Below are 21454 nucleotides of genomic sequence, written 5' to 3'. Positions count from 1 at the left end.
TTTAATCTCCATTGTTGCCGTTAATTGAAAAATTGTTTTCCGCACTTGTTGTGCGCTTCCATTGAGGCTTTTTGAAGGCCTGGATGATGAGCGGAATGGCAATAAAGATCGACAGACCGCCCGCCACAAGGGCTACATACAGGGCAGGATTGCCCACAGGCAGGTTGTGCGGCGGGAAAAATCCCGCCGTAAAGGCAAAGGCCACGCCCAGCAGACCCGTGCCGCCGATCAGAAACATGCCCACAAGACCGCCGGGCACGCTGTATGTTCGCGGAAGATCGGGTCGGGTGATGCGAAGGCGTATGGCCGCGCCGAACATGAGCAGATACATGGCCAGATAGATGCTGGCCGTAAGCGTTGTCAGAATGAAAAAGGCGATACTGACATTTTTTACCAGAAAGTAGATGGAACTCAGGGCAAGAACGATAACGCCCTGTATGGCAAGCAGGGCCACGGGCGCACCGGCCTTGTTCACCTTGCCGAAAAACGGCGGTGCTTCGCCGTCGCGGGCAGTCTGCAGCATACCTTTGCTTGGGCCGGAAACCCAGGCCATCACATTCCCCACGCCGCCGAAGGTGATAAGCAGGGCGATCAGCGGCACAAGAAAATCCAGATCAAACTTGTGCAGCATCAGGGAAAAGGCCTCCATCAGCCCGGCCGTGAGGCTTATTTCTTTGGGTGTAAGCACCGTTGCCACGGCAAGCGACCCCATAAGATAAATAAGAAAGGCAATAGCCGAAGCCAGCAGCATGGCAATGGGAAAATCCCGGCGCGGGTTTTTCATGCTTGCAGCCTGAACCCCCTGTACTTCAATACCTGAAAACATAAGCAGAATGCCCGCAAGAAAGGTCACACTGCCAAGGCCCGTGAAATGCGGAAAAAAGCGCGGATGCACATGTTCGCGCACCATATGCCCGTCTATCTGCGTGTTTTGCGTCAGAAAGGCCACGGCATTGCCCTGGTCAATCCAGAACAGGCCGAGAATGATGATGAACAGGCTTGGAACAAGAGTTCCCATAAAGACGCTGTACTTGGTCAGCGTGTTGACTGCGCCGGTGCCGCTCAGCGCCACGCCGGTGGCGCAGGCATAAATGCCTATGCTGACAAGTCCGGTGTACACGCCGCTTTGCGACAGGTGCGGGTCGCCCAGGCAATAAGCCAGAGAGGCTGCGGAAAAGCCGAGAATGGTGGGGTACCAGGCCAGGGTCTGCACCCACTGCAACCATATGGCTACAAAGCCCCAGCGTGGGCCGAAAGCCTCTTTTACCCATATGTAGACGCCGCCCTTGCGTTCGGCAAAGGCGCTGCCCAGTTCGGCAGACACCATGCCGGCAGGCAGAAGAAAAACAACTGTAGCAAAAAGAATATAGAAAACCAGCGAAAGCCCCTCAAGGGCCATCATGGGCAGTGCGTTCAGACTTACAACTGTGCCCAGCGCCATCAGGGCGAGGGTTGAAATGGCGACGTTTTTTGGGGGTTGTTCGGGCATCCGTATCCTCGAATGGCAAGAGGAAAAAAAGAAATCTGAATTCAGGGACTCGCCGTTCTTCAGGTAAAATGAAGAATCGTTTTGATTAGTAAAAAGCCAAACATATTTTATCTCTTTTGACAACCCGTTTGTTCATAATCAACAGATGCATTGGGTACATGAACACTCTTTTGCAAGGGCGTGTACCGATGGGCTGGAAAACTGGAAAAATGGCTTGTTGCGAGCATAAGCTGCAATATGCGTTGCCAATAGTGGAAAGGTGTATTGACGTGATAAGTAATTTTTACTAGCTTCGTGCTAATTAAAAGTGATTATTGATCCCCGCTGCGTTTTCTGCTTCGCGGCAGCCCGTGCATCAAACACAGTGGCGTTAATCGACTCTGTTAACATAGGAGCGTCATTATGGGAGAAGTGAAAGAACAAACTTCCGGTTCAAAGATGACTATTACGACCATAGTTATTATGAATATTACTGCGGTCGTCAGCCTGCGTTTTCTTCCTTCAGAGGCTGAATACGGCTTGGGCGCCATTTTTTACTATGCCTTTGCGGCCCTGGTCTTTCTGGTTCCCATGGCGCTGGTAGCGGCGGAACTGGCTACCACCTATCCTGAAAAAGGCGGTGTTTTCCGCTGGGTCAGCGAGGCGTTCGGTCCGCGCTGGGGCTTTTTGGCCATGGCCATGCTGTGGATTGAAGTCATTCCCTACTTTCCCACAGTGCTCACCTTCGGGGCCGTATCTATCGCCTTTATGGACCCGAACGTAAGTATGGCAGAAACGATGGCGGCCAATAAATGGTATATTACGGGCTTTGTTCTGCTTGTGTACTGGATATCGGTATTCATTGCCCTGCGCGGCGTCGGCATATTTGCGCGGGTGTCAAAATGGTGCGGTATCGTGGGTACGATTATTCCCGCCGCAGTGGTGGTGGTGCTGGGTTTCGCCTATCTGTTCTGCAGCGGAAAGCCGCCGTTGATTGAGCTGAGCTGGGGAGCGCTGATCCCCGACTTTACCAATTTCAGCAACGTGGTTCTTGCCGCCAGCATATTCCTGGCTTACGCGGGTATGGAAATGAACGCCGTGCACGTTAAGGATATGGACAATCCCACGAAAAAATATCCCATAGCCATTACCATCGCCTCGGTGGGCACGGTCGCCATTTTCCTGCTGAGCACCCTGGGTATCGCCTTTGTTGTGCCCAAGCAGGACATCAACCTTACCCAGAGCCTGCTGCTGGCCTATGACCTGCTGTTCAAGTGGATCAACGCCGAGTGGCTGGGGTCCGTGCTGGCCGTCATGCTGGCTTTCGGCGTGCTTGGCGGCGTGGTCACCTGGATCGCCGGTCCCAATACCGGTGTGCTTGCCGTGGCCAAGGCCGGGTATCTGCCCCGCTGGTTCCAGAAGACCAACCGCTTCGGCATGGGCAGCCATCTCATGATCGTGCAGGCGGTGGTTGTTACCATCCTGTCCATCACCTTTGTGGTCATGCCTTCAGTGCAGGCGGCCTTTCAGATTCTGTCGCAGCTTACGGTGATCCTGTACCTGGTCATGTACATGCTCATGTTCGCCAGCGGCATCCGCCTGCGGCTGAGCCAGCCCAACCGGCCGCGGCCCTATCGGGTTCCCGGCATGTACCTGTGGGCTACGCTGGGCTTTCTCGGCTCGCTGCTGGCCTTTACGCTCAGCTTTGTGCCTCCGAGCCAGATTTCCATCGGCAGCCCTGAAACCTACATGATGTACCTGATCGTGCTGGTGGTGATCTTTGTGGCTATCCCGCTGACGATCTTCGCCCTGCGCAAGCCTGAATGGCGCGACCCCAATTCAGACTTTGAGCCGTTCACCTGGGAAAAGGAAAAGGCCCAGGCCGCTGCGCAGCCGCAGACCGGAACGCAGGCCGGAAGCTAGCGCCCGGTATTTCATGACAACATAACAGTTTGTAATAAAGCCGTAATAGCTTTGCTATTGCGGCTTTATTTAAAAGGAAAACACCATGCCTGCTATTGAAAAAATCCAGTCTGTGGTGAACAGCGCGTACGCGCAATTCAGCAAGGCCTCCGGCGGGGCCAATGCCGATTACATACCTTTTCTGGCAAATATACCGAGCGACCTTGCAGCCGTGGCTGTGGTGACGGCCCAGGGGCAGGTGGCGGCGGCTGGCGATGCGCAATACCGCTTTGCCATCGAATCCATTTCAAAGGTCTGCACGCTGGCGCTGGCGCTGGAAGACTTCGGCCCGCAGGCCGTACAGGAAAAGATAGGCACCAGCCCTACGGGGCTGCCCTTTAATTCGGTTATGGCGCTGGAACTGCACGGCGACAAACCCCTTTCTCCGCTGGTGAACGCCGGGGCCATGGCCTCGGCCAGCCTTGTGAAGGCAGGCTCCACAGAAGAGCGCTGGCAGCGGATATTGGACATGCAGCGCAGGCTAGGCTCAAAGGAAATAGCCATTTCTGACGAACTGAACCAGTCGGAGCAGACCACAAACTTTCACAACCGGGGCATTGCCTGGCTGCTGTATTCCGCAGGCTATATGTACTGCGACCCCATGGAAGCCTGCGATGTATACACACGCCAGTGCTCGACCCTGCTCAATACCGTGGAGCTTGCTACTGTCGGCGCTACCATTGCCGCACGCGGGCGCAACCCCGTTACCGGCGAACAGGTGCTCAAGCCCGAGCACTGCCCCTGCATCATGGCTGAAATGACCATGGAGGGCATGTATGACAGTTCTGGCGACTGGGCGTACAAGGTGGGCCTGCCGGGCAAGAGCGGCGTTGGAGGCGGCATATTGACGATTGTGCCGGGCATTATGGCCATCGCGGCCTTTTCGCCGCCTCTGGACAGCGTGGGCAACAGTGTGCGCGGGCAGAAGATGGCGGCCTTTGTGGCCAATGAACTGGGATATAATCTGTATAAAGCCTGATAGGCTGGCTCACCGCGCGTCGGGCACAGCTTGTGCCTCCGGCGCTGGGTGTTTGCCCTTTTCGGCCCCCCGGCAGGTATGCAGGGGGGCCGTTTTTTGCATGCTGTTTCCGGGCGCACCGCATGCAGCATCCGTGGCAGAAAGCCTGCACTCCCCGGCATGGCTGCTCTGGCTGTTGCGGGTTATTCCCGCATGTCCTGACCGGTATAATAACGCTTGAATGTCTTACGCCAGGCGGTGGGGCTTGTACCCACCGTGCGGCGGAAGTGATCCCTCAGCGAGGCTGCCGAACCAAAGCCGGTGCTGGCGGCTATTTCTTCCACCGACATGGAGCTTGATTCCAGCAGGGCCTGAGAACGGCGCACACGCGCTCTGGTCAGCCATAACATGGGCGGCGCGCCCACCTGTTCAAGAAATCTTCTGTTCAGGGTACGGGAACTCATGTGGGCCTGCCTGCATATGCTGCTCAGGGTAAGGTTTTTGTGCATGTTTTCCTGCATCCACAACAGCAGGGGGGCGAGGTTGCCGCCTGATTCCGGCCCGGTGCGACGTATAAACTGCCTCTGCCCGCCGTCGCGTTCCATAGGGACCACAAAAAATGCGGCAAGCTCTTCGGCGGCGGCAGCCCCCAGGTCCTGACGGATCATGTGCAGGCAAAGGTCAATGCCCGAGGCAAGGCCTGCGGAGGTAAGCACCTGGCCGTTATCCACAAACAGGATGTCGGCCTCCACATCTATTTGCGGATACCTTGCGGCCAGTTCTTCGGCAACAGACCAGTGCGTGGTGGCCTGCATGCCGTCCAGCAGCCCGGCGGCAGCCAGTATGCAGGCTCCGGTGCATATGGAGGCCATGCGGATTCCGGCATCCCGGGCCTGTCGCAATGCGTCCAGAACCCCTTGGGAACATACGCCGAAAGACGGCGTGACGCCTGGTACAATAACCGTATTCATTTCCTGCATGGCGGCCAGGGGCAACGCGCCCTCAATGCTGAACTGGCCGGATGAAACACGTCCTGTATCGCCGATAAAATTCAGGTCGTAGGCATGTTCGCCGCTTTTTCCACAAGCCAGGGAAAAAAGCTGAAAGGGGATGGAGCAGTCAAAAGGCACAAAACCGGGCAATGCCAGGATACCGATGTTATGCATGTTCATTTCTGGTTCACCGGGCGGAAAAAGGTTGGCGGTACGCTTTTATTACCCCCAAAGAGCCTCCGCGCCAATACAGCGGACCCTGTATGGCAGGATCCCGCCGCTGTTTGGCAAGGCCGGGGCTTTTGCGATGCAACGGCCGTGCTAGTCTGGGCAATCATAACCACTACAGAGGACGTACCCATGACAAGACGAGATTTTACCGTGTCCGCACTGTCCGCTGCCGCGGGCATGGCTCTGGCTGGCAATGCTTCCGATGCCCTTGCTGCCGGCACTGCCGGGGAAGGCCAGAAGCCGCGGCAGGATGCGGACAAAAAGCCGCATATCGCTTTTGTGCTTTACGAGGGAATGACCGTGCTGGATTTGATCGGCCCGGCGGAAGTTCTGGGAGGGCCGCAGTTCCGTGTGGACTATGTGTCGCGGAGCATGGCTCCGGTGTATGCCGAAAGCCGGGCCGACAAGAGGCTTGGCTTTATGCCCACAGCCACATTTGCTAATGTGGCTTCAGCCGATATTGTGTGTGTGCCCGGTACGAGTGATCCCTACTTGCAGATTCAGCAGCAAGATATGGTGGAATGGCTGGCGGCGGTGGGGCAGAAGGCGCAGTGGGTTACCAGCGTCTGCACCGGGTCATTCCTGCTGGGGGCGGCCGGTCTGCTGCAAGGTTATAAGGCCACCTCACACTGGACGCTGGTGGACGAGCTTGCCTGGTTTGGGGCACTTCCCGTGCAGGAACGTGTGGTGCGCGACCGCAACCGTGTCACCGGAGCGGGTGTCACCTCGGGGATTGATTTCGGGCTGGTTTTGCTTGCACTGGTGGCTGGTGAGGAAACGGCAAACATCAAGCAGCTTCTCCTGGAGTATGACCCGGCCCCGCCATTCCGAAGCGGTTCGCCCAGATCCGCATCGCCTGCACTGGTTGAAACCGTCAGAAACCAGTACCAGGCCCATATCAGGGAAAATATGCCCTATGCCCGCAGCAGCCTTGAGGCTGCTGCCCAGCGGCTTGGCGTCCGACGCTGACGCCGGTAAACAGGAACGGCCCTTCTGCCCGCTGGCGCGGGCAGAAGGGCCGTCGGCGGCCGTATTTTTATATGTTTTTCCGCCGGGCGGCAGCCACCGTACCACCGGGAACACAGGAGGCTTAACCCTGGGGACGGCTGACGTTCTTGCTCAGACCTTCGCCGGGCTTGATGATCTTGCTCACAGCGGCCACCATGCCCGCGGTATCGGCAATATCGGCCGGGATTATCAGGCTGTTGCCCTGCTTGGCGATATGGCCGAACTGGGTAATGTAGGCTTCTGCCAGACGAAGCTGGGCGGCGGCCACGCTGTCGTTGCCCAGCGGCTCGCCCACAATGCGCAGGCCTTCGGCAGTGGCCTGCGCCACCGTGCGGATCTGCGCGGCTTCACCTTCGGCCTGGTTGATAATGGCCTGTTTTTCGCCTTCAGACTGGGCAATGGCAGCGGCCTTGGCACCTTCGGCCAGGTTGATGCGTGACTGCATTTCGCCTTCGGACTGGGCGATGGCGGCGCGCTTTTCACGTTCCGCACGCATCTGTTTTTCCATAGCTTCCATAACGGTAATGGGCGGCGTGATGTCGCGGATTTCATAGCGCAGCACCTTGACGCCCCAGGGAGAAGTGGCAGCGTCGAGGGCTTCCACCACTTCCTGATTGATGCGAGTACGTTCTTCAAAGGTGCGGTCAAGCTCCAGCGTGCCTATGACCGAACGCAGCGAAGTCTGCGCAAGCTGGATGGCCCCCCACTCGTAATCCGAAATGCCGTAGGCGGATTTTTCGGGCGTGATAATCTGGAGGTAGAGCACGCCGTCGATATCCACACTCACGTTGTCGCGGGTGATGCAGGTTTGCTTGGGAACGTCCAGTACCTGCTCCTTGAGGCTGCGCTTGTAGGCGATAACATCCACAAACGGCACAAGGATGTGAAAGCCCGCGTACAGGACCTTACTGAATTTGCCGAGCCGTTCAACAATGAAAGCCGACTGGTTCGGAACCACCACGGCGGTTTTGACCAGGATGATGATAACCAATACGGCCAGCAGAAAAAGCCATCCGAAACTGTTCACGATTTCCATATATACCTCTGTATGCGTATATGCGCTGCGGTTTGCGCGCAAAGATTGCAGATGCGACGGCCCGGCTGAAGTGCGGGATATGCGTATGCCGGACCGTAATCCGGGTTCCTGCGGGCCACGGCCTTTGCCCTGGGGCTTGCTGTCGCGGGCAGGCGCCTACAGGCGCGTGTTTGCGGTTCAGGATTTTGTTGCCGGGCTTACATGCAGAACCAGTGCGTCGCCGGGGTCTGCCCCCTGTACGCGCACCGGACTGCCTTCAGCCAGTTTTTCATGGGCTGTGGCCCGCCAGAAGCTGCCGTCAATGCTTACTTCTCCGATTTTTCCGGGGTGAACGGCCTTGCTGACGACGCCCTGCCTGCCCGTAAGGGGATGCGGGTAGCAGGATTCTTCACCGTGGCTGTTGCAGTTTCCGGCAGGTACGCGGTGGGCGCGCCCGCCGAAGACCGCCCGCAGGCGGCGGCGCAAAAAGAGCAGGGTAAGCAGGGAAAGGCAGATGAAGGTGATGAGCTGCCATGCAAGGCCCAGGCCCATAAGGGCAGTCAGGGCCGCGACCCAGGCGCCCACACCGAAAAAGAGCAGGACCATGGCCGGGGTCATGAGTTCGGCCACAAAAAAGGCCGCCCCCAGAATAAACCAGAGTAAAGGCGCGTTCATAGTATGTTCCGTGCGGCCAGCCGTGTGCGCCGGGGCGGTGTGCCGCTGTTTTTCTTGTCTTGCACGGCGGGGGCCTTAACCGTGGGGAAAGGCCCCTGCCGTGCAGTGTGAAAACACCGGGACCGCTATTGCTGCGGACCCTGATCAAAGTCGATAACACGGCCCTGAAGCCAGATGTAGGCATCAATGGCCTGTCCCGCCTCAGGTTCAAAGTCGCCCAGGATCATCTTTGACGCATAGATGACAAGGCGTATGGACGGGCGGTTTTCAAAGGGAAAGGTCACGTACAGGGCTTTGACGGGCATCTTTTCCAGCTGGTAGTCCTGTACTTCTTCGATCACGGCGCGCATCTGGTATTCGCAAAAATTGCGGCCAGGCATGATCATGTGGCGGTCGCTCACATCAACCTGAAGGGGCGGCACGTCCAGACGGCCCTTGCCGGGGTTGGCTTCAAGCCAGGCTTCGGCGTGGGCTTCGTACTGTGGCCCCTGGGTGATGGTCATGTGGTCCAGCAGGGCCTTGCGCACGGCAAAGGCCAGGCCTGCCAGCAGAAAGGTGTGCGTGATCTCCGGGGTGAGATCGTTCTTGTCGCGGCCATAAAGGGGGTCAAAAAACCACATGGGGTTCTTGCCCTCGATCATGCTTACCGCCACGTTGGCCCCAAGGCCGTTCTGCCAGGGAAAAACGCCTTCGACCGTAAGGTCGTTGGGCAGGCCATCCAGCAGGGGAACGGCAGAAACCGGATCCAGTTTTTCGCCTTCTTCTCCTGCCATAAGCACAGAGGCGCGCACGGGCTGATCCTGCGGCCAAGCCATCATGATATGGTCTTTACCGCCATGCTTCCACTGCCATGAGGGGCGCGTGCCGCCCTCATGCAGGACGGTGCTCACAATCTGCCCCATAATCTCCGCCGGGTTGCGGCCCGTCAGCACTGCCCAGGCATCGCCCAGGCCTTCATGATGCACTCGGGCATTCTCTTCGGCGTGGGCTTGCGTTTCTGCCCCGTCAGCGGGCTGCTGCTTCACGGAATTTTCCTTGTCAGCGGTTTCGGGCGCGCCGCTTTTGCTCTTTTTGGACATGGGAATTTCCTTTATCACTCTTTCAGCGCCCGGCCGGGCCATAGGCCCGACCGGGCCGCTTCAATTCAGGCTTCAATGAGCGGCGTTAAAGCCATCCGGCGTCTAGCGCCTGTCACCACGATCACGGCGGTCACGTCCGCCGCGGTCGCCGCGCCTGTCACCACGGTCACCCCTGTCGGAGCGCTGCGGGCGGGCGGTGTCTTCAGGATTCCAGGGATGGCCCTGTTCTTCCAGCAGCACCGCCTTGCGGCTGGCGCGGATGCGGTCGCCGTTGATTTCGATGACCTTGACCAGCATGTCTTCGCCCAGGCGCGCCACGTCGCCGGGTTGCTCCACGCGGTTCACGTCAAGCTGCGACACGTGCACAAGGGCTTCCACGTTGGGCAGCACTTCGACAATGGCGCCGATTTCCATGATTTTGCGCACCTTGGCATTGTAGTTTTTGCCAAGATCGGGGCGCTGGTCGTAGTAGGAAACCATTTCGCGGGCTTTTTCCAGAGCTTCGGCCGTGGGGGCGAAGATGGACACGCGGCCCGAGTCTTCAATGTCCACAGAGGCGCCGGTGGCCGCGGTGATGGCCTTGATGTTCTTGCCGCCGGGACCAATGATCAGGCGGATGATGTCAGGGTTGACGAACACTTCGGCATGCTGCGGGGCGTAGCGCGAAAGTTCCTTGCGCGGCGCGGCGATGGCCTTGGCCATTTCTTCAAGGATATGCAGGCGGCCTTCGCGGGCCTGCTGCATGGCGGTGCGCATGATCTCGGTGGTAAGGCCCGTGATCTTGATGTCCATCTGCACGCCGGTGACGCCTTCAGCAGTACCGGCAATCTTGAAGTCCATATCGCCCAGGGCGTCTTCATCACCCAGAATATCGGTAAGAACGATGAACTTTTCGCCTTCCTTGATGAGGCCCATGGCCACACCGGCCACCGGGGCACTCACAGGCACGCCGGCGTCCATGAGGGACAGCGAACCACCGCACACGGCAGCCATGGACGAAGAACCGTTGGATTCCATCGTTTCGGCCACCACGCGCAGGGTGAAGGGAAAGTCGGCGTCAGCGGGCAGCACGGGGCGCAGGGACTTTTCCGCCAGGGCGCCGTGGCCGATTTCGCGGCGGGACACGCGCACGGGCTTCACTTCGCCCACAGAGAAGGGCGGAAAGTTGTAGTGCAGCATAAACCGCTTGGTGACATCGCCGGTGAGGGAGTCCATGCGCTGCTCGTCTGTGGAGGAGCCAAGGGTGGCGACCACAAGAGACTTGGTTTCGCCGCGGCGGAACAGGGCAGAGCCGTGGGCGCGGGGCAGAAGACCGGTCTGGATCTGGATGGGCCGGACGGTGGTTGTGTCGCGGCCGTCAATGCGCGTGCCTTCGTTGACAATGCGCGCACGCACGAGCTTCTTTTCAAGCCCGCCCAGGATGTCGGACACGGCCTTGAGGGCAGCTTCGTTTTCGGCCCAGGCCGGGTCGGCCTTGAGGGTTTCCATGACCTTGTCTTTCACGGCTTTGCGCGCGTCTTTGCGGGCCATTTTTTCGGGCACGCGCAGGGCTTCTTCCATGCCGTTGGCAAGGGCCAGCTCGTGCACGCAGGCCACGAGGGCTTCATCGTCCTGGTGGGGCGTGAAGTTCATCTTGGGCTTGCCGCAAAGTTCACGCAGCTTGTGCTGGATTTCCACCAGGGGCAGAATCTGCAGGCGACCCCATTCAAGAGCCTCGATGATAACATCTTCGGAAATAAAGCGGGCGTCGCCTTCCACCATGGTGAGGGCGTCGCCGGAGGCGGCAAAGACGATATTGAGGTCGCTCTGGGCCTGCTGCTCAAAGGTGGGGTTGAGCACAAACTGACCGCCCACGCGGGCGATGCGGCCACCGGCCACAGGGCCTTCAAAGGGCAGGGGCGAAAGCATGAGGGCCGCCGAAGCGCCGGTGAGGGCCAGCACGTCGGACTCGTTTTCCTGGTCAGCAGAAATAACGCTGGCCAGCACCTGCACGTCCTCGTTCAACCCCTTGGGGAAAAGCGGGCGGATGGGGCGGTCGATAAGGCGCGCAACCAGGGTTTCGCGCTCGGACGGGCGGCCGATTTCGCGGCGGAAAAAGCTGCCGGGAATGCGTCCGGCGGCGTACATCTTTTCAGAGTATTCAACGGTAAGGGGAAAGAAGCCCTTGTCGAATTCAAGCGGCTGGGAGCAGACGGTGACAAGCACCACGGTGCCGCCGCACTGAATCCACACTTCGCCGTGGGCCTGATTGGCCATGCGGCCGCTTTCGATGATGATTTCCTTGCCGCCCACCTGGCAGGTGACGCGGGTGGGGGTGAAGATATCTTGTGACATGTGATTTCCTTTGCACAGGCGAAGGGGATTCCGGCAAAAGCGGGCAGAGCCGCACGTCCCTGCCTGATTTTCCCGGACCCCCCTTCTGGCGTTGCGCCCTCTAGGGGGCAGTTTGCATGTATATGTGGCAAGGGGGAGCCTCAGGCTCCCCCCTTGCAGCCAAAAGCCTTACTTGCGCAGGCCAAGTTTTTCGATCAGGGCACGGTAGCGCTGAACGTCTGTTTTCTTCAGATAGTTGAGGATGTTGCGACGGCGGCCCACGAGTTTCAGCAGGCCGGTGCGGGAGTGAAAGTCCTTCTTGTGCTCTTTGAAGTGACCGGTAAGGTCTTCAATACGGGCGGTAAGAAGGGCCACCTGCACCTCGGGGGAGCCGGTGTCGCCCTCGTGCTTGGCGTGGGCATCAATGACGGACTTTTTCTGAGTAGGATCCAGTACCACAGCAGTTCTCCTTGGGTAAGGCAATGTTACGGGCCTTGACGGCCCTAGTTCCAAAGTCCCCTCATTACGGCCCAGCACGGCCCGGCGGGCGTGATCTCGCGTTTTGCCAAGGCCAGGGCTTGCCCCTGATCCATCAGAAATGCGAGTTCGTCGCCGGGGGCGGCGTCAGCCTGTGGCGTACGGCAAGACACAGCCATGCCATTACGTACGCGGGCGGCTTCTTCCGGCGTGAGGTCCACCCTGGGCCAGTGAGGCAGCGCATCCGCAACGGGGATAACGCAGCCGGGCAACAGGGTGGGGTCAGCCGTGAAGTCCGCGGGATCGCGGGCCACATCAAGGCCGAAGGGGTGACTGTACTCCCGGGTCAGTTCCGTGAGCACGGCTCCGCATCCAAGTCGCATCCCCAAGCTGTGGGCCAGGGAGCGTATATAGGTGCCGGAACTGCATGCGACCCGAAAGCGCACAAGCGGCAGGCTTATTTCAAGCACGTCCGCCTGTGAAATTTCCATAAACTTTGTCTTTTGCGGGGCATCAAGCCCTTTGCGGGCCAGCTTGTACAGGGGCTGCCCTTCGTGTTTTGCGGCGGAATAGGACGGAACAGGCTGCTCTGTCAGTTGCAGCCATGCCGTGACCTCTCGCCGCACATCGTCTTCACTGATGTGCTGCCAGGGGGCTTCAGCCGTAACCTGGCCTTCGATGTCCCAGGTGTCGGTGGTTTGCCCGAGGCGCAGCACGCCGTTATAAACCTTGCCGCCCCCGCTCATGAGATGGCCGGAAAGTTTGGTGGCCTGCCCGAGCAGCACCAGCAGCACACCTGAAGCCAGAGGGTCCAGTGTGCCGGCGTGGCCGATCTTTTTTTGTCCCAGCCGCTTTATGGCGGTGAGGCAACGGGCCGAGGTGGGGCCGGAAGGCTTGTTGAGCACAAGTACGCCATGTTGCTGCGGCAGGGGAGGCGTACGACGGGTTTGCCCGTGCGTCGCGCTGTCGGCGTTTTGTTCATGCTGCCCATAAGCGCTCGGCCCCGAACCTCCCGCAAGGGGACTGTTCGGCGCCGGACTTTCCGGGCATTGAAAAGGGCGGGCTTGTGCCACGTTATCTTTTTTGACCATACGCAAGAGCGTTACATACCCTTTGCCGGGGTATAAGTCAAAAGATATACCCTCGATAATGCCCGGCCTGACCGGCTGTGCAGCAGATTTTCTGGCCGGGGCGCAGAGCTGTGGCGTCCGTCCTGCCGGGCGCCCTTACGGACAGAGCATTTTTCCCTTGAGAGTACTTAGGCGGCTGCGCAAACAGACTCCCGCCGTGGCGGCACAAGCGCAATGCAGTGCGCTGTCAAGCGCCGGAGCGGGCGGGCCTTACTTTTGAGAACGCATATTTTCAAAAGTAAAATGTCATAGGACAACTATCGCTTGAAATGCTCTCATTGACGTCGTTTGGGCGGCAGGGGACCTGTCAGGGGCTGTGCCCCTCCGAGGCCCTTTCTGCACTCCCCGGAACACGCACAACGTTTTCAGCTACCCTTGGAGGTGCGAGGCAGCGCGTTTTTGTTGCGGAAGCTGCCTTGCTTCGCTCGTGATGGTTCTTCACGCCGCGCAATACCACCAGCAGAATCGCCTGGGGATCGGGACAAAGGACCCAAATATGGTGTCAGCCTGCGCTGCCAGGGGCGGTTTCAAGAGGTCGTTACCTGGCTCTGGTCGTTGTTTCCGGCTGCGGTTTCATCGTCCGGCGTGTGCCGTTCTTCCCCCGTTCCCGGTGCTTCCGGAATCTCCGGCGCACGTCCGTCCAGGCGGAGGGCGATACGCCGCAGGAGTTCTTCACCGGCTTTTTTCAGCGGCAGGCGCAGGGTTCCCCCGGCGGCATTAAAGTGCCCGCCGCCACCCATATCGGCCGCCATGGCCCGCACGTCGATGGAACCGTAGGACCGCAGGCTGAACTTGCAGAGCCTGGGGGACTCTTCGCGCAACAGGGCTGCCACCTTGACGCCGCGCAGCCGTCTGAGCTGCTCAACAAAGCCTTCGAGGTCTTCCTTGAGGGCCTGGCAGCGGCCAAGGTCTTTCAGGCTCACAGGGCAAAAGCCGATCTGCCCGTGGTGCTCCACAACAGCGCGTTCCATAAGCTGGCCCCAGAGCCGCCAGCGGCCCAGGCTCCAGTCGTTATCCATTTTTTCCCGCAGCCAGTGCAGGTGGCAGCCGTTGGCAACCAGGTGCGAGGCCAGGGCCAGCACATCGGCACTGGTGTTGCCGTGGCAGAAGCCTCCGGTATCCGTCAGCAGCCCAAGGGCAACGGAAAGTCCCAGATCGCCCGTAAGGGGCAGGTCTGCGGCCATAGCCACATAGGCCATGAGCTGGGCTGTGGCCGCCGCTTCGGTGACCACCCAGTTACCCAGGCTGCCCATGCCGTCGCCGCCGAGGTGATGGTCAATATTTACGGTATCCAGTTGCGGCAGCAGGGCCGCCAGCTCCGAGCCCAGGCGTTCGGGTTCGCCGCAATCCAGCAACAGCGCGCACTGGGGCGTGAAGGGGGTATGAGCGAGGCTTGTGTGCACCACTGCGGGCATGGGAAAAAAACCCAGGTAGCGGGGCAGGCCGGGGGCGGCGTAAAGCATGAACTCCTTGCCCATGGCCCGCAGGATATGCCCGGCGGCAGCTACGGATCCGGCGGCGTCGCCATCGGGATTGACATGGCCTGCCACCACGATGCGGTCCATGCCCTTCAGGGCCTCCACCATGCGGAGGGCGCCCTGCACGTAGGGGGCGGGAATAAAATCAGTCGGCTGCATATATTTCCACCTGACTGTCCACCATTTCTTCCGGGCAAACGGCTTCCATCATGAGCGCGCATTTGTCCATGCGGCTACGCAGGTGTCCTTCGCTGTTGGAAATGGAGACAACGGCCAGCCGCAGGCGGCTGAGACTGTTCTCAGTGCCTGCCTCGGCGATGGCCACGTTGAATTTGTTTCGGGTCTTCTGCTTCAGGCTGTTGGCAACGCGGCGTTTTGCCTTAAGATTGTCGTTGCCGTGCAGACTGAATTCCACGGTAAGAACAGCCATGAACATGGTCATATGTATGTGTTTGCGCTTCATGCGTCGGCAGGCGCGCTTGCTGCCTGTTGCGGAGGCCGCTTTTCCGCCCGGCCTGTGCCGGGTTATGCGTGCCGTGCCGGACATGAAAGCCGGTTTTTATAAACAGCCCTTAATAGGTTCCGGAACTAATACTATCTGCACCGGTCAAATAACACCAGTTTTTTATTGCCTCATACGAAATGCCTTGAACAGCGGCTTCCGATCCTTGCCCGGGAGCCCATTGCGCCTGCGGCGCCGGACTTGAGACGCACGGACGTGTGCTGTTCTACGGGCGTGCTCGAGCAGGGGGCATGCCGGAAGCTTGCCAAGCGTCAACGGGGGAGGCTTCTCTGTAAAGAAACCTCCCCCGAAAACCAGTGATTATCAGCCGTGCGACCGGCGCACGTAACTACAGCGTAGCTGCTTCTTCAACTGTTTCAAAGGCTTCAATGATATCGCCAATCTTGACGTCATTGAAGTTTTCCAGGCCTACGCCGCATTCGTTGCCCTTGACCACTTCCCTTGCGTCATCCTTGAAGCGCTTGAGGGAAGAGATTTTGCCTGTGTAGACCACCACGCCGTCGCGCAGCAGGCGCACGCCGGCATTACGGGCGATCTTGCCGTCGGCCACATAGGAGCCGGCGATAAGGCCGATCTTGGGTACACTGAAGGTGTCGCGCACTTCGGCCTGGCCGAGGTAGACCTCACGCTGCACGGGGGCCAGCAGGCCTGCCATGGCGCTCTTGATGTCGTCCACCAGCTTGTAGATGATCTCGTAGAAGCGGATATCCACATTTTCGTGCTCGGCCACATCCTTGATCTTGGCTGTGGGACGCACGTTGAAGCCGATGATGATGGCCTGCGAGGCGGAAGCCAGCAGAATGTCAGATTCTGTGATCGCGCCGGTGCCGCCATGCACCACGTTGATGCGTACCTTGTCGGTGCTCTGCTTGAGCAGCGCTTCCGTGATGGCTTCAAGGCTGCCCTGCACGTCGGACTTGAGCACCAGGTTGAGCGTAAGTGTTTCCTGATCGGACTTGCGTTGCGACAGGAATGTTTCGAGTGTAACGCGCGATTCGGAGGCCAGTTCGCGTTCGCGCTGTTTGATGGCGCGAGAGTCGGCGATGCGGCGGGCCAGCTTTTCGTCGCTGACCACAAAGAACTCTTCACCGGCTTCAGGCACGCCCTCAAAGCCCTGCACTTCAACAGGCAGGGACGGCCCGGCTTCCTTGACCTTTTTGCCCTGGTCGTTCATGAGCGCGCGCACCCGGCCGGAGAAGGGGCCGCACACAAAGCTGTCGCCCTGGCGCAGGGTTCCTTCCTGGATGAGTACGGTAGCCACGGGGCCGCGGCCCTTGTCCAGTTTGGCTTCCACGATGTGGCCTTTGGCGGCCTTGTCGGGATTGGCCTTGAGCTCCATAATTTCAGACTGCAGGGCCACCATTTCAAGCAGATCGTCAAGGCCCATGCGGGTCTTGGCGGCCACCTTGGCAACAATGGTGTCGCCGCCCCATTCTTCGGCCTGCAGGCCCAGTTCGGCCAGTTCGCGCAGTACGCGGTCAGGGTCGGCGCTGGGTTTGTCCATCTTGTTGACGGCAACCATGATGGGTACACCGGCGGCGCGGGCATGGTTGATGGCCTCGCGGGTCTGCTCCATCACGCCGTCGTCGGCAGCTACCACAAGGATGACAAGGTCCGTCACCTGGGCACCGCGGGCGCGCATGGCTGTAAAGGCTTCGTGGCCGGGCGTGTCAAGGAAGACAATCTCGCCGCGCTTGGTCTTTACGTGGTAGGCGCCGATATGCTGGGTAATGCCCCCGGCTTCGCCGCTGGTGACGTTGGACTTGCGTATGGCGTCAAGCAGCGAGGTCTTGCCGTGGTCGACGTGACCCATAATGGTCACAACGGGCGGGCGCGGCTTGAGGGTTTCAGGCGCGTCCACTTCCTTGGGGGTCAGGTAATCGTCTTCGGAGAAGCCGGCCTTTTCCACTTCGTAGCCGAATTCGGAAGCCACCAGAGTGGCCGTGTCGAAGTCCAGGGCCTGGTTGATGGTGGCCATAACGCCCAGCCCGAAGAGAACCTTGATGATCTCGTTGGCTTTGAGGCCCATCTGGTGAGCCATGTCGGCCACACGGATCGCCTCGGTAACACGGATCTTGCGCTTTGCGGCCTTGAGCGGCTGGGTGGCCTGCGAGGAAGTGGGCTTGCCGCCCTTGCGGCGGCCCTTGCCCCGGTTCAGGCGCTGGCTGTCGTCGTCGTCGCGGCGTCCGCCGAAATCTCCCTGCTGGAAATCCACGGTGCGGCGGCCCTTGAGGCGCTTTTTCTTGCTCTGGCCATCGCGGGTGTCAGTGGGGGATGCGGGCGCAGCAGGCTGCTGGCCGAATCCGCCGGGACGGGGACCACCTGCCGGTCTGGGACCGCCGGGACCACTGGGACGGGGACCACCGGGACGCGGGGGCCTGCCGGCGCTGTCGCCGCGGGGGCCACCCGGAGCGCCGGGACGTCCGCCAGCGGGCCGCGTGCTGCGGTCGGGCTGGCTGCCGGGCGCAGGCCGTGAAATAATACGCACCTGAGGCGCGGCAGAAGGCGTCTGACCGCCATCCGCCCGGGGGGCGCGGCGAGGAGCGGCATCGGCCGCAGCGGAAGCGTCGGCGTCTTTCCAGGCTTCTGTACGGGCTTCGGGCGCGCGCTGGGGCAGGGTGGGCGCCGATGAGCCTTCGGGCATGGCTGAAGCGTCGGGACGGGCCAGGCGGGCAGCCTTGGCGCCTTTTTCTTCGCCTTTTTCAGAACTTTTTTCTTCGGCCCTGGCGGCGGCTTCACGGGCAGCAAGAGCCGCGGCCACGGGCGAAATTTCCGCCACAGGCTCGGGCTTGCTTTCCACCACGGGTTCGGGCTTTTTTTCTTCTTCTTCGCCGGGGCGGCTGATAACGCGAGCCGCAGACACAACCCTGGCCTTGGAGCTTTTTGCTTTTTCGGCGGGTTCGGCCTTTGCGGCTTCAGGCGCGGCCTTTTCCTCGACCTTGTGCGGGCTTGCCGCAGGAGCTTCGGCCACAGGCTCGGCCTGGGCGGGGGCTTCAACCGCCGCGGGCTTTTCCTCGGCCGGAGGAGCGACCTCTTCCCTGGCGGCGGGGGCCGCTTCTGTCACTTCGGGGGCATCGGCCTTATCGGCATCCTTACGGCGACGGCGCACGATGACATTGGGGTGTGAGCCGGAACGCTCGGCATCCGCCTGTTTTTGTTCGGCAAAATGTTCGCGCACGCGTGCCGCCTCCTCAGTGGTCAGGGACCCGGCCATAGATTTTGCCGACGCGCCCAGCTCGCGCAATGCGCGCAGCATATCCTTGTTGGGCACTGCCGGAAATTCCTTGGCAAGTTCCGATACTTTAATTTTTTCTTCAGACATGTTTACCCCCCTTGCGCCGTGCCCCGGGCCTGAACCTGACGAATTTCGCCATGCATGCGGCATCGGAACAGAGATACCAGCCCCTGCCAGGTCTGGTTTTTTCAGCGTCAATAGTCAAAATTCCCTGGGGCGTCAGCACATGGCGGGTAAGCTGGGCCTTGGCGAAGCGGCGGCGGCACATAACGCACATGCGCACCGGCCCTTCAACGGCCACGGCAGTTTCTTGCCTTTCCCCCATGCGGCTGCCCCTAATCTTGCGCATCCTCGCGGGGACTGTCGCCGGTCTGGTCTTGACCGGAGTCTTCCTCGTCGGCATGCGTCCGGCCCAGTTCCACAGCGGAGGATTCGGGCGTTTCTTCTACCACGGGAGCCAGGAAGTTGATGGCCGAGCGAAGGTCGGCAATGCGCGACGCGCTGATGGTCAGCTTGTCGGACAGTTCCTGGTCCGTGGCCTGGCGCAGCTGGTCAAGCGAGCTGTAGCCCGCGCCAAGCAGAGCCTCAATGGACACTTCGGCCACACTGGCCACCTGCTCGAGACCGTGGCCGATGGCGTTGGCCTCGTTGTAGCGGGTCTCGGTGAATATATCGACTTTCCAGCCCAGAAGGCGAGCGGCCAGCTTGACGTTTTGCCCTTTGCGCCCGATGGCGTTGGTGAGCTGGTCGTCCGGCACGATGACTTCGAGCAGATTTTCTTCTTCATCCACCACAATGCGCGATACCAGGGCCGGGGCCAGGGCGTTGCGGGCGTAGGTGGCAATATCGGCGCTCCACACAACAATGTCGATGCGCTCTCCGTGCAGTTCCTGCACGATATTCTGGATGCGCGAGCCGCGCACGCCAACGCAGGCGCCCACGGGGTCCACGTCACGCTCACGGGAGAGCACGGCAACCTTGGCGCGTGAGCCGGGATCACGGGCAACGCCCATAATCTGCACCACGCCGTCGTCCACTTCCGGCACTTCGCGGCGGAAGAGGGCGGCCATGTAGTCGCGGTGCGCACGGGATATGACCACCTGCGGACCGCGCCCTTCCTGGCGCACTTCGATAATGAGGGCCTGAACGCGGTCGCCGCGCTTGTAATGCTCACGCGGGATCTGCTCTTCGCGGGGCAGGATGGCTTCGGTGCGGCCCAGGTTGACCACCCAGCCGCCCTTGTCGCGGCGCTGCACGATGCCCGAAACGATTTCACCCACGCGATCCTTGTATTCCTCGTAGATAATTTCCTGTTCGGCGTCGCGCATACGCTGAATGATAACCTGCTTGGCAGACTGGGCGGCGATGCGGCCAAGGTCTTCAACCTTGACGCGGAAGCCCATTTCGTCGTCCACCTGAACGGAAGGATCGTGCTCGCGGGCTTCGGCAAGTTCTATCTGCGTATCGGGATTGGCCACGTCGCCGTCGGCCATCACGATTTTGAACTGGTAGACCTCAATATCGCCCGTTTCGTCATTATAGGATACTTCCACATCCATATCTTCACTGAAGCGGCGCAGCACGGAGGTACGCACCGCGTCTTCAAGCGTGTCGATGAGCATGTTGCGGTCAAGGCCCTTGTCTTTGCTGATCTGGTCAATGGCCTTTTTAAGTTCAAGATTCATGGATCCCTCCGGCTGCCGCACAGGGCGGCGTAAAATCGCTTGTTCCGGCTGCGGCTCACGGGCGGCCCGCCCGCCGAGGCGGGGGCGCGGCCTGCCCCTGCGGGCCGTCTAGTCGTTTTCGGCAGCGGTTCTGCCAGCTTTCTTTTTGGCTGCGGCCTTTTTGGGGGCCGTACTGCCGCTGCCGCCCTTGGGGGCTTCTTTGCCTTGGGGCTTGCCGGGTTTTTTGCCCGGCTTCTGCGGCTTTTTGAAAATATACATACGGGTGGCCCTGCGTACCGCCTCCCAGGGCAGGCGCACGGGCGGCTGGTTTTCGTCTTCCACTTCGCCTTCGGGGCTGACGGTCACGGGCGCGAGCACAAAGGCATCGTCCTCAACTGCGACGAGCGTGCCGCGCCACACGCGGCGCGGGCCACCGTGGGCTGCGGGATCAGTGGAGGCGACAGGCGTGTGCAGCCGCGCTTCCACCACGTCGCCCACATAGGGGAGCATCTGCTCAAGGCTGAAGAACAGGCGGCTCAGGCCGGGGGTCGAAACCTCCAGCACGTAGGCGTCCGCGATGCTGTCCTCCACTTCAAGAGCAAGGGCCAGATGGCGGGAAATTTCTTCGCACTGTTCAATGGTAGCGGATGTGGGGGCGGCCGGCGCTTCAGCGCCGGAAGATTCTTGCGGATCATGAGCCGGAGCAGGCGCGGTGATGGCTGATGATGGCTCTTCAGACCCTTCGGGCATGCCGGGCCGTTGCGGTATCGTCGGCACGTCTACAAAGAGCCGCACGATGGTGCGCCCGGCGCGGGCTGTTTCCACCCCCCAGATGACAAGTCCGAGGGTGTGCACCACGGGTTGGGCCAGGCGTATGATGGTTTCTCTCAGGGCGTTATCAGTCATTCTTTCCTTTGTGCGGGCAAGCGCCGGCGCAGGGACAAAAAAAAGGGGGCCTATTCAGGCCACCCCGCTGGAACTGCGTTCCGCATCAGGATGTAGTGGCGACAGGGTATGTCATCCACATTGAATGCACCCAATTAGCTCACCATATAGTGCTTGTCAAGTAATTTGTCCAAAAAAGAAAAGCTTGTTTTTTACACTGAAATAAAGAAAATTGGAAAACTGCCGTAACAACAAGAAGATAGGAAGTCTTCGCAAAAGCATGGGCGTAAAAAACGCTGCTGTGTGCCGCGTCATGTATGCGAAGCTGTGCATGCAGTATGCCTGTTGCGGAGGGGCCGGG

At 60.1% G+C, this 21454-nt stretch carries 17 protein-coding genes; 3 read left to right on the top strand and 14 right to left on the bottom strand.

Annotated elements, in window-relative coordinates; translation table 11 throughout:
- Position 1: 1 nt before the first annotated feature.
- Positions 2-1489 carry an amino acid permease gene (locus tag ACZ495_RS11405; RefSeq protein ID WP_012623698.1) on the bottom strand — a complete coding sequence of 496 codons (1488 nt, stop codon included), beginning with the start codon at positions 1487-1489 and terminating at the stop codon, positions 2-4.
- A gap of 402 nt (positions 1490-1891) precedes the next feature.
- Here ACZ495_RS11405 and gadC point away from each other — a divergent pair, with 402 nt between their 5' ends.
- Both gadC and glsA read left to right on the top strand, forming a co-directional pair.
- Entirely contained in the window at positions 1892-3391 is a 1500-nt protein-coding gene (gadC, locus tag ACZ495_RS11400; protein WP_012623699.1) for a putative glutamine/gamma-aminobutyrate antiporter GadC, read from the top strand.
- A gap of 85 nt (positions 3392-3476) precedes the next feature.
- Positions 3477-4409, top strand: a complete 933-nt coding sequence (gene glsA / locus ACZ495_RS11395; RefSeq protein WP_012623700.1) for a glutaminase A — start codon at positions 3477-3479, stop codon at positions 4407-4409.
- Positions 4410-4591: 182 nt separating this feature from the next.
- Here glsA and ACZ495_RS11390 read toward each other — a convergent pair whose 3' ends face one another.
- On the bottom strand, positions 4592-5560 hold the full coding sequence (locus ACZ495_RS11390; RefSeq protein ID WP_012623701.1) for a GlxA family transcriptional regulator: 969 nt from the start codon (positions 5558-5560) through the stop codon (positions 4592-4594).
- A gap of 180 nt (positions 5561-5740) precedes the next feature.
- On the opposite strand from ACZ495_RS11390, the gene ACZ495_RS11385 reads away from it, so the two are divergent.
- Positions 5741-6580, top strand: coding sequence for a DJ-1/PfpI family protein (locus ACZ495_RS11385; protein WP_012623702.1), 840 nt, complete (start codon positions 5741-5743; stop codon positions 6578-6580).
- A 121-nt stretch (positions 6581-6701) separates the two neighbouring features.
- Here ACZ495_RS11385 and ACZ495_RS11380 read toward each other — a convergent pair whose 3' ends face one another.
- The 12 genes from ACZ495_RS11380 to ACZ495_RS11325 all read right to left on the bottom strand — a co-directional run bounded on the left by ACZ495_RS11380 (position 6702) and on the right by ACZ495_RS11325 (position 21114).
- Entirely contained in the window at positions 6702-7655 is a 954-nt protein-coding gene (locus ACZ495_RS11380) for an SPFH domain-containing protein (protein WP_012623703.1), read from the bottom strand.
- A gap of 177 nt (positions 7656-7832) precedes the next feature.
- A complete protein-coding gene (locus tag ACZ495_RS11375; protein ID WP_464262288.1) occupies positions 7833-8309 on the bottom strand; it encodes an NfeD family protein in 477 nt (158 codons plus the stop codon).
- A gap of 125 nt (positions 8310-8434) precedes the next feature.
- Positions 8435-9388, bottom strand: a complete 954-nt coding sequence (locus tag ACZ495_RS11370; protein ID WP_464262287.1) for a hypothetical protein — start codon at positions 9386-9388, stop codon at positions 8435-8437.
- A gap of 102 nt (positions 9389-9490) precedes the next feature.
- Positions 9491-11722 carry a polyribonucleotide nucleotidyltransferase gene (gene pnp, locus ACZ495_RS11365; RefSeq protein WP_394026798.1) on the bottom strand — a complete coding sequence of 744 codons (2232 nt, stop codon included), beginning with the start codon at positions 11720-11722 and terminating at the stop codon, positions 9491-9493.
- Positions 11723-11890: 168 nt separating this feature from the next.
- Complete coding sequence (gene rpsO, locus ACZ495_RS11360) at positions 11891-12160, bottom strand: 30S ribosomal protein S15 (protein ID WP_012623707.1); 270 nt, start codon at positions 12158-12160, stop codon at positions 11891-11893.
- Positions 12161-12204: 44 nt separating this feature from the next.
- Positions 12205-13107, bottom strand: coding sequence for a tRNA pseudouridine(55) synthase TruB (truB, locus tag ACZ495_RS11355; RefSeq protein WP_041724517.1), 903 nt, complete (start codon positions 13105-13107; stop codon positions 12205-12207).
- Between the two features lie 728 nt (positions 13108-13835).
- Complete coding sequence (locus tag ACZ495_RS11350; protein WP_072311385.1) at positions 13836-14945, bottom strand: DHH family phosphoesterase; 1110 nt, start codon at positions 14943-14945, stop codon at positions 13836-13838.
- Positions 14932-15222: a DUF503 domain-containing protein gene (locus ACZ495_RS11345; protein WP_041724521.1), complete on the bottom strand. Its 291-nt coding sequence runs from the start codon at positions 15220-15222 to the stop codon at positions 14932-14934. The genes ACZ495_RS11350 and ACZ495_RS11345 overlap by 14 nt, the downstream gene beginning before the upstream one ends.
- Positions 15223-15637: 415 nt before the next feature.
- Positions 15638-18631 (bottom strand): translation initiation factor IF-2, encoded by a 2994-nt coding sequence (infB, locus tag ACZ495_RS11340; RefSeq protein ID WP_464262286.1) that lies wholly within the window; start codon positions 18629-18631, stop codon positions 15638-15640.
- On the bottom strand, positions 18624-18869 hold the full coding sequence (locus ACZ495_RS11335) for a YlxR family protein (protein ID WP_012623712.1): 246 nt from the start codon (positions 18867-18869) through the stop codon (positions 18624-18626). The genes infB and ACZ495_RS11335 overlap by 8 nt, the downstream gene beginning before the upstream one ends.
- Before the next feature lie 10 nt (positions 18870-18879).
- Positions 18880-20229 carry a transcription termination factor NusA gene (gene nusA / locus ACZ495_RS11330; RefSeq protein ID WP_012623713.1) on the bottom strand — a complete coding sequence of 450 codons (1350 nt, stop codon included), beginning with the start codon at positions 20227-20229 and terminating at the stop codon, positions 18880-18882.
- A gap of 108 nt (positions 20230-20337) precedes the next feature.
- Positions 20338-21114, bottom strand: coding sequence for a ribosome maturation factor RimP (locus ACZ495_RS11325; RefSeq protein WP_072311384.1), 777 nt, complete (start codon positions 21112-21114; stop codon positions 20338-20340).
- Positions 21115-21454 lie beyond the last annotated feature (340 nt).

The sequence above is a fragment of the Desulfovibrio sp. GTC20076 genome (assembly GCF_055385905.1).
This window is presented reverse-complemented; position numbering and strand designations above follow the sequence as displayed.

Coding starts and splice junctions, on each gene's coding strand:
- ACZ495_RS11405 (WP_012623698.1), bottom strand. CDS start 1,489: ATGCCCGAACAACCCCCAAAAAACGTCGCCATTTCAACCCTCGCCCTG.
- gadC (WP_012623699.1), top strand. CDS start 1,892: ATGGGAGAAGTGAAAGAACAAACTTCCGGTTCAAAGATGACTATTACG.
- glsA (WP_012623700.1), top strand. CDS start 3,477: ATGCCTGCTATTGAAAAAATCCAGTCTGTGGTGAACAGCGCGTACGCG.
- ACZ495_RS11390 (WP_012623701.1), bottom strand. CDS start 5,560: ATGAACATGCATAACATCGGTATCCTGGCATTGCCCGGTTTTGTGCCT.
- ACZ495_RS11385 (WP_012623702.1), top strand. CDS start 5,741: ATGACAAGACGAGATTTTACCGTGTCCGCACTGTCCGCTGCCGCGGGC.
- ACZ495_RS11380 (WP_012623703.1), bottom strand. CDS start 7,655: ATGGAAATCGTGAACAGTTTCGGATGGCTTTTTCTGCTGGCCGTATTG.
- ACZ495_RS11375 (WP_464262288.1), bottom strand. CDS start 8,309: ATGAACGCGCCTTTACTCTGGTTTATTCTGGGGGCGGCCTTTTTTGTG.
- ACZ495_RS11370 (WP_464262287.1), bottom strand. CDS start 9,388: ATGTCCAAAAAGAGCAAAAGCGGCGCGCCCGAAACCGCTGACAAGGAA.
- pnp (WP_394026798.1), bottom strand. CDS start 11,722: ATGTCACAAGATATCTTCACCCCCACCCGCGTCACCTGCCAGGTGGGC.
- ACZ495_RS11350 (WP_072311385.1), bottom strand. CDS start 14,945: ATGCAGCCGACTGATTTTATTCCCGCCCCCTACGTGCAGGGCGCCCTC.
- ACZ495_RS11345 (WP_041724521.1), bottom strand. CDS start 15,222: ATGTTCATGGCTGTTCTTACCGTGGAATTCAGTCTGCACGGCAACGAC.
- infB (WP_464262286.1), bottom strand. CDS start 18,631: ATGTCTGAAGAAAAAATTAAAGTATCGGAACTTGCCAAGGAATTTCCG.
- ACZ495_RS11335 (WP_012623712.1), bottom strand. CDS start 18,869: ATGGGGGAAAGGCAAGAAACTGCCGTGGCCGTTGAAGGGCCGGTGCGC.
- nusA (WP_012623713.1), bottom strand. CDS start 20,229: ATGAATCTTGAACTTAAAAAGGCCATTGACCAGATCAGCAAAGACAAG.
- ACZ495_RS11325 (WP_072311384.1), bottom strand. CDS start 21,114: ATGACTGATAACGCCCTGAGAGAAACCATCATACGCCTGGCCCAACCC.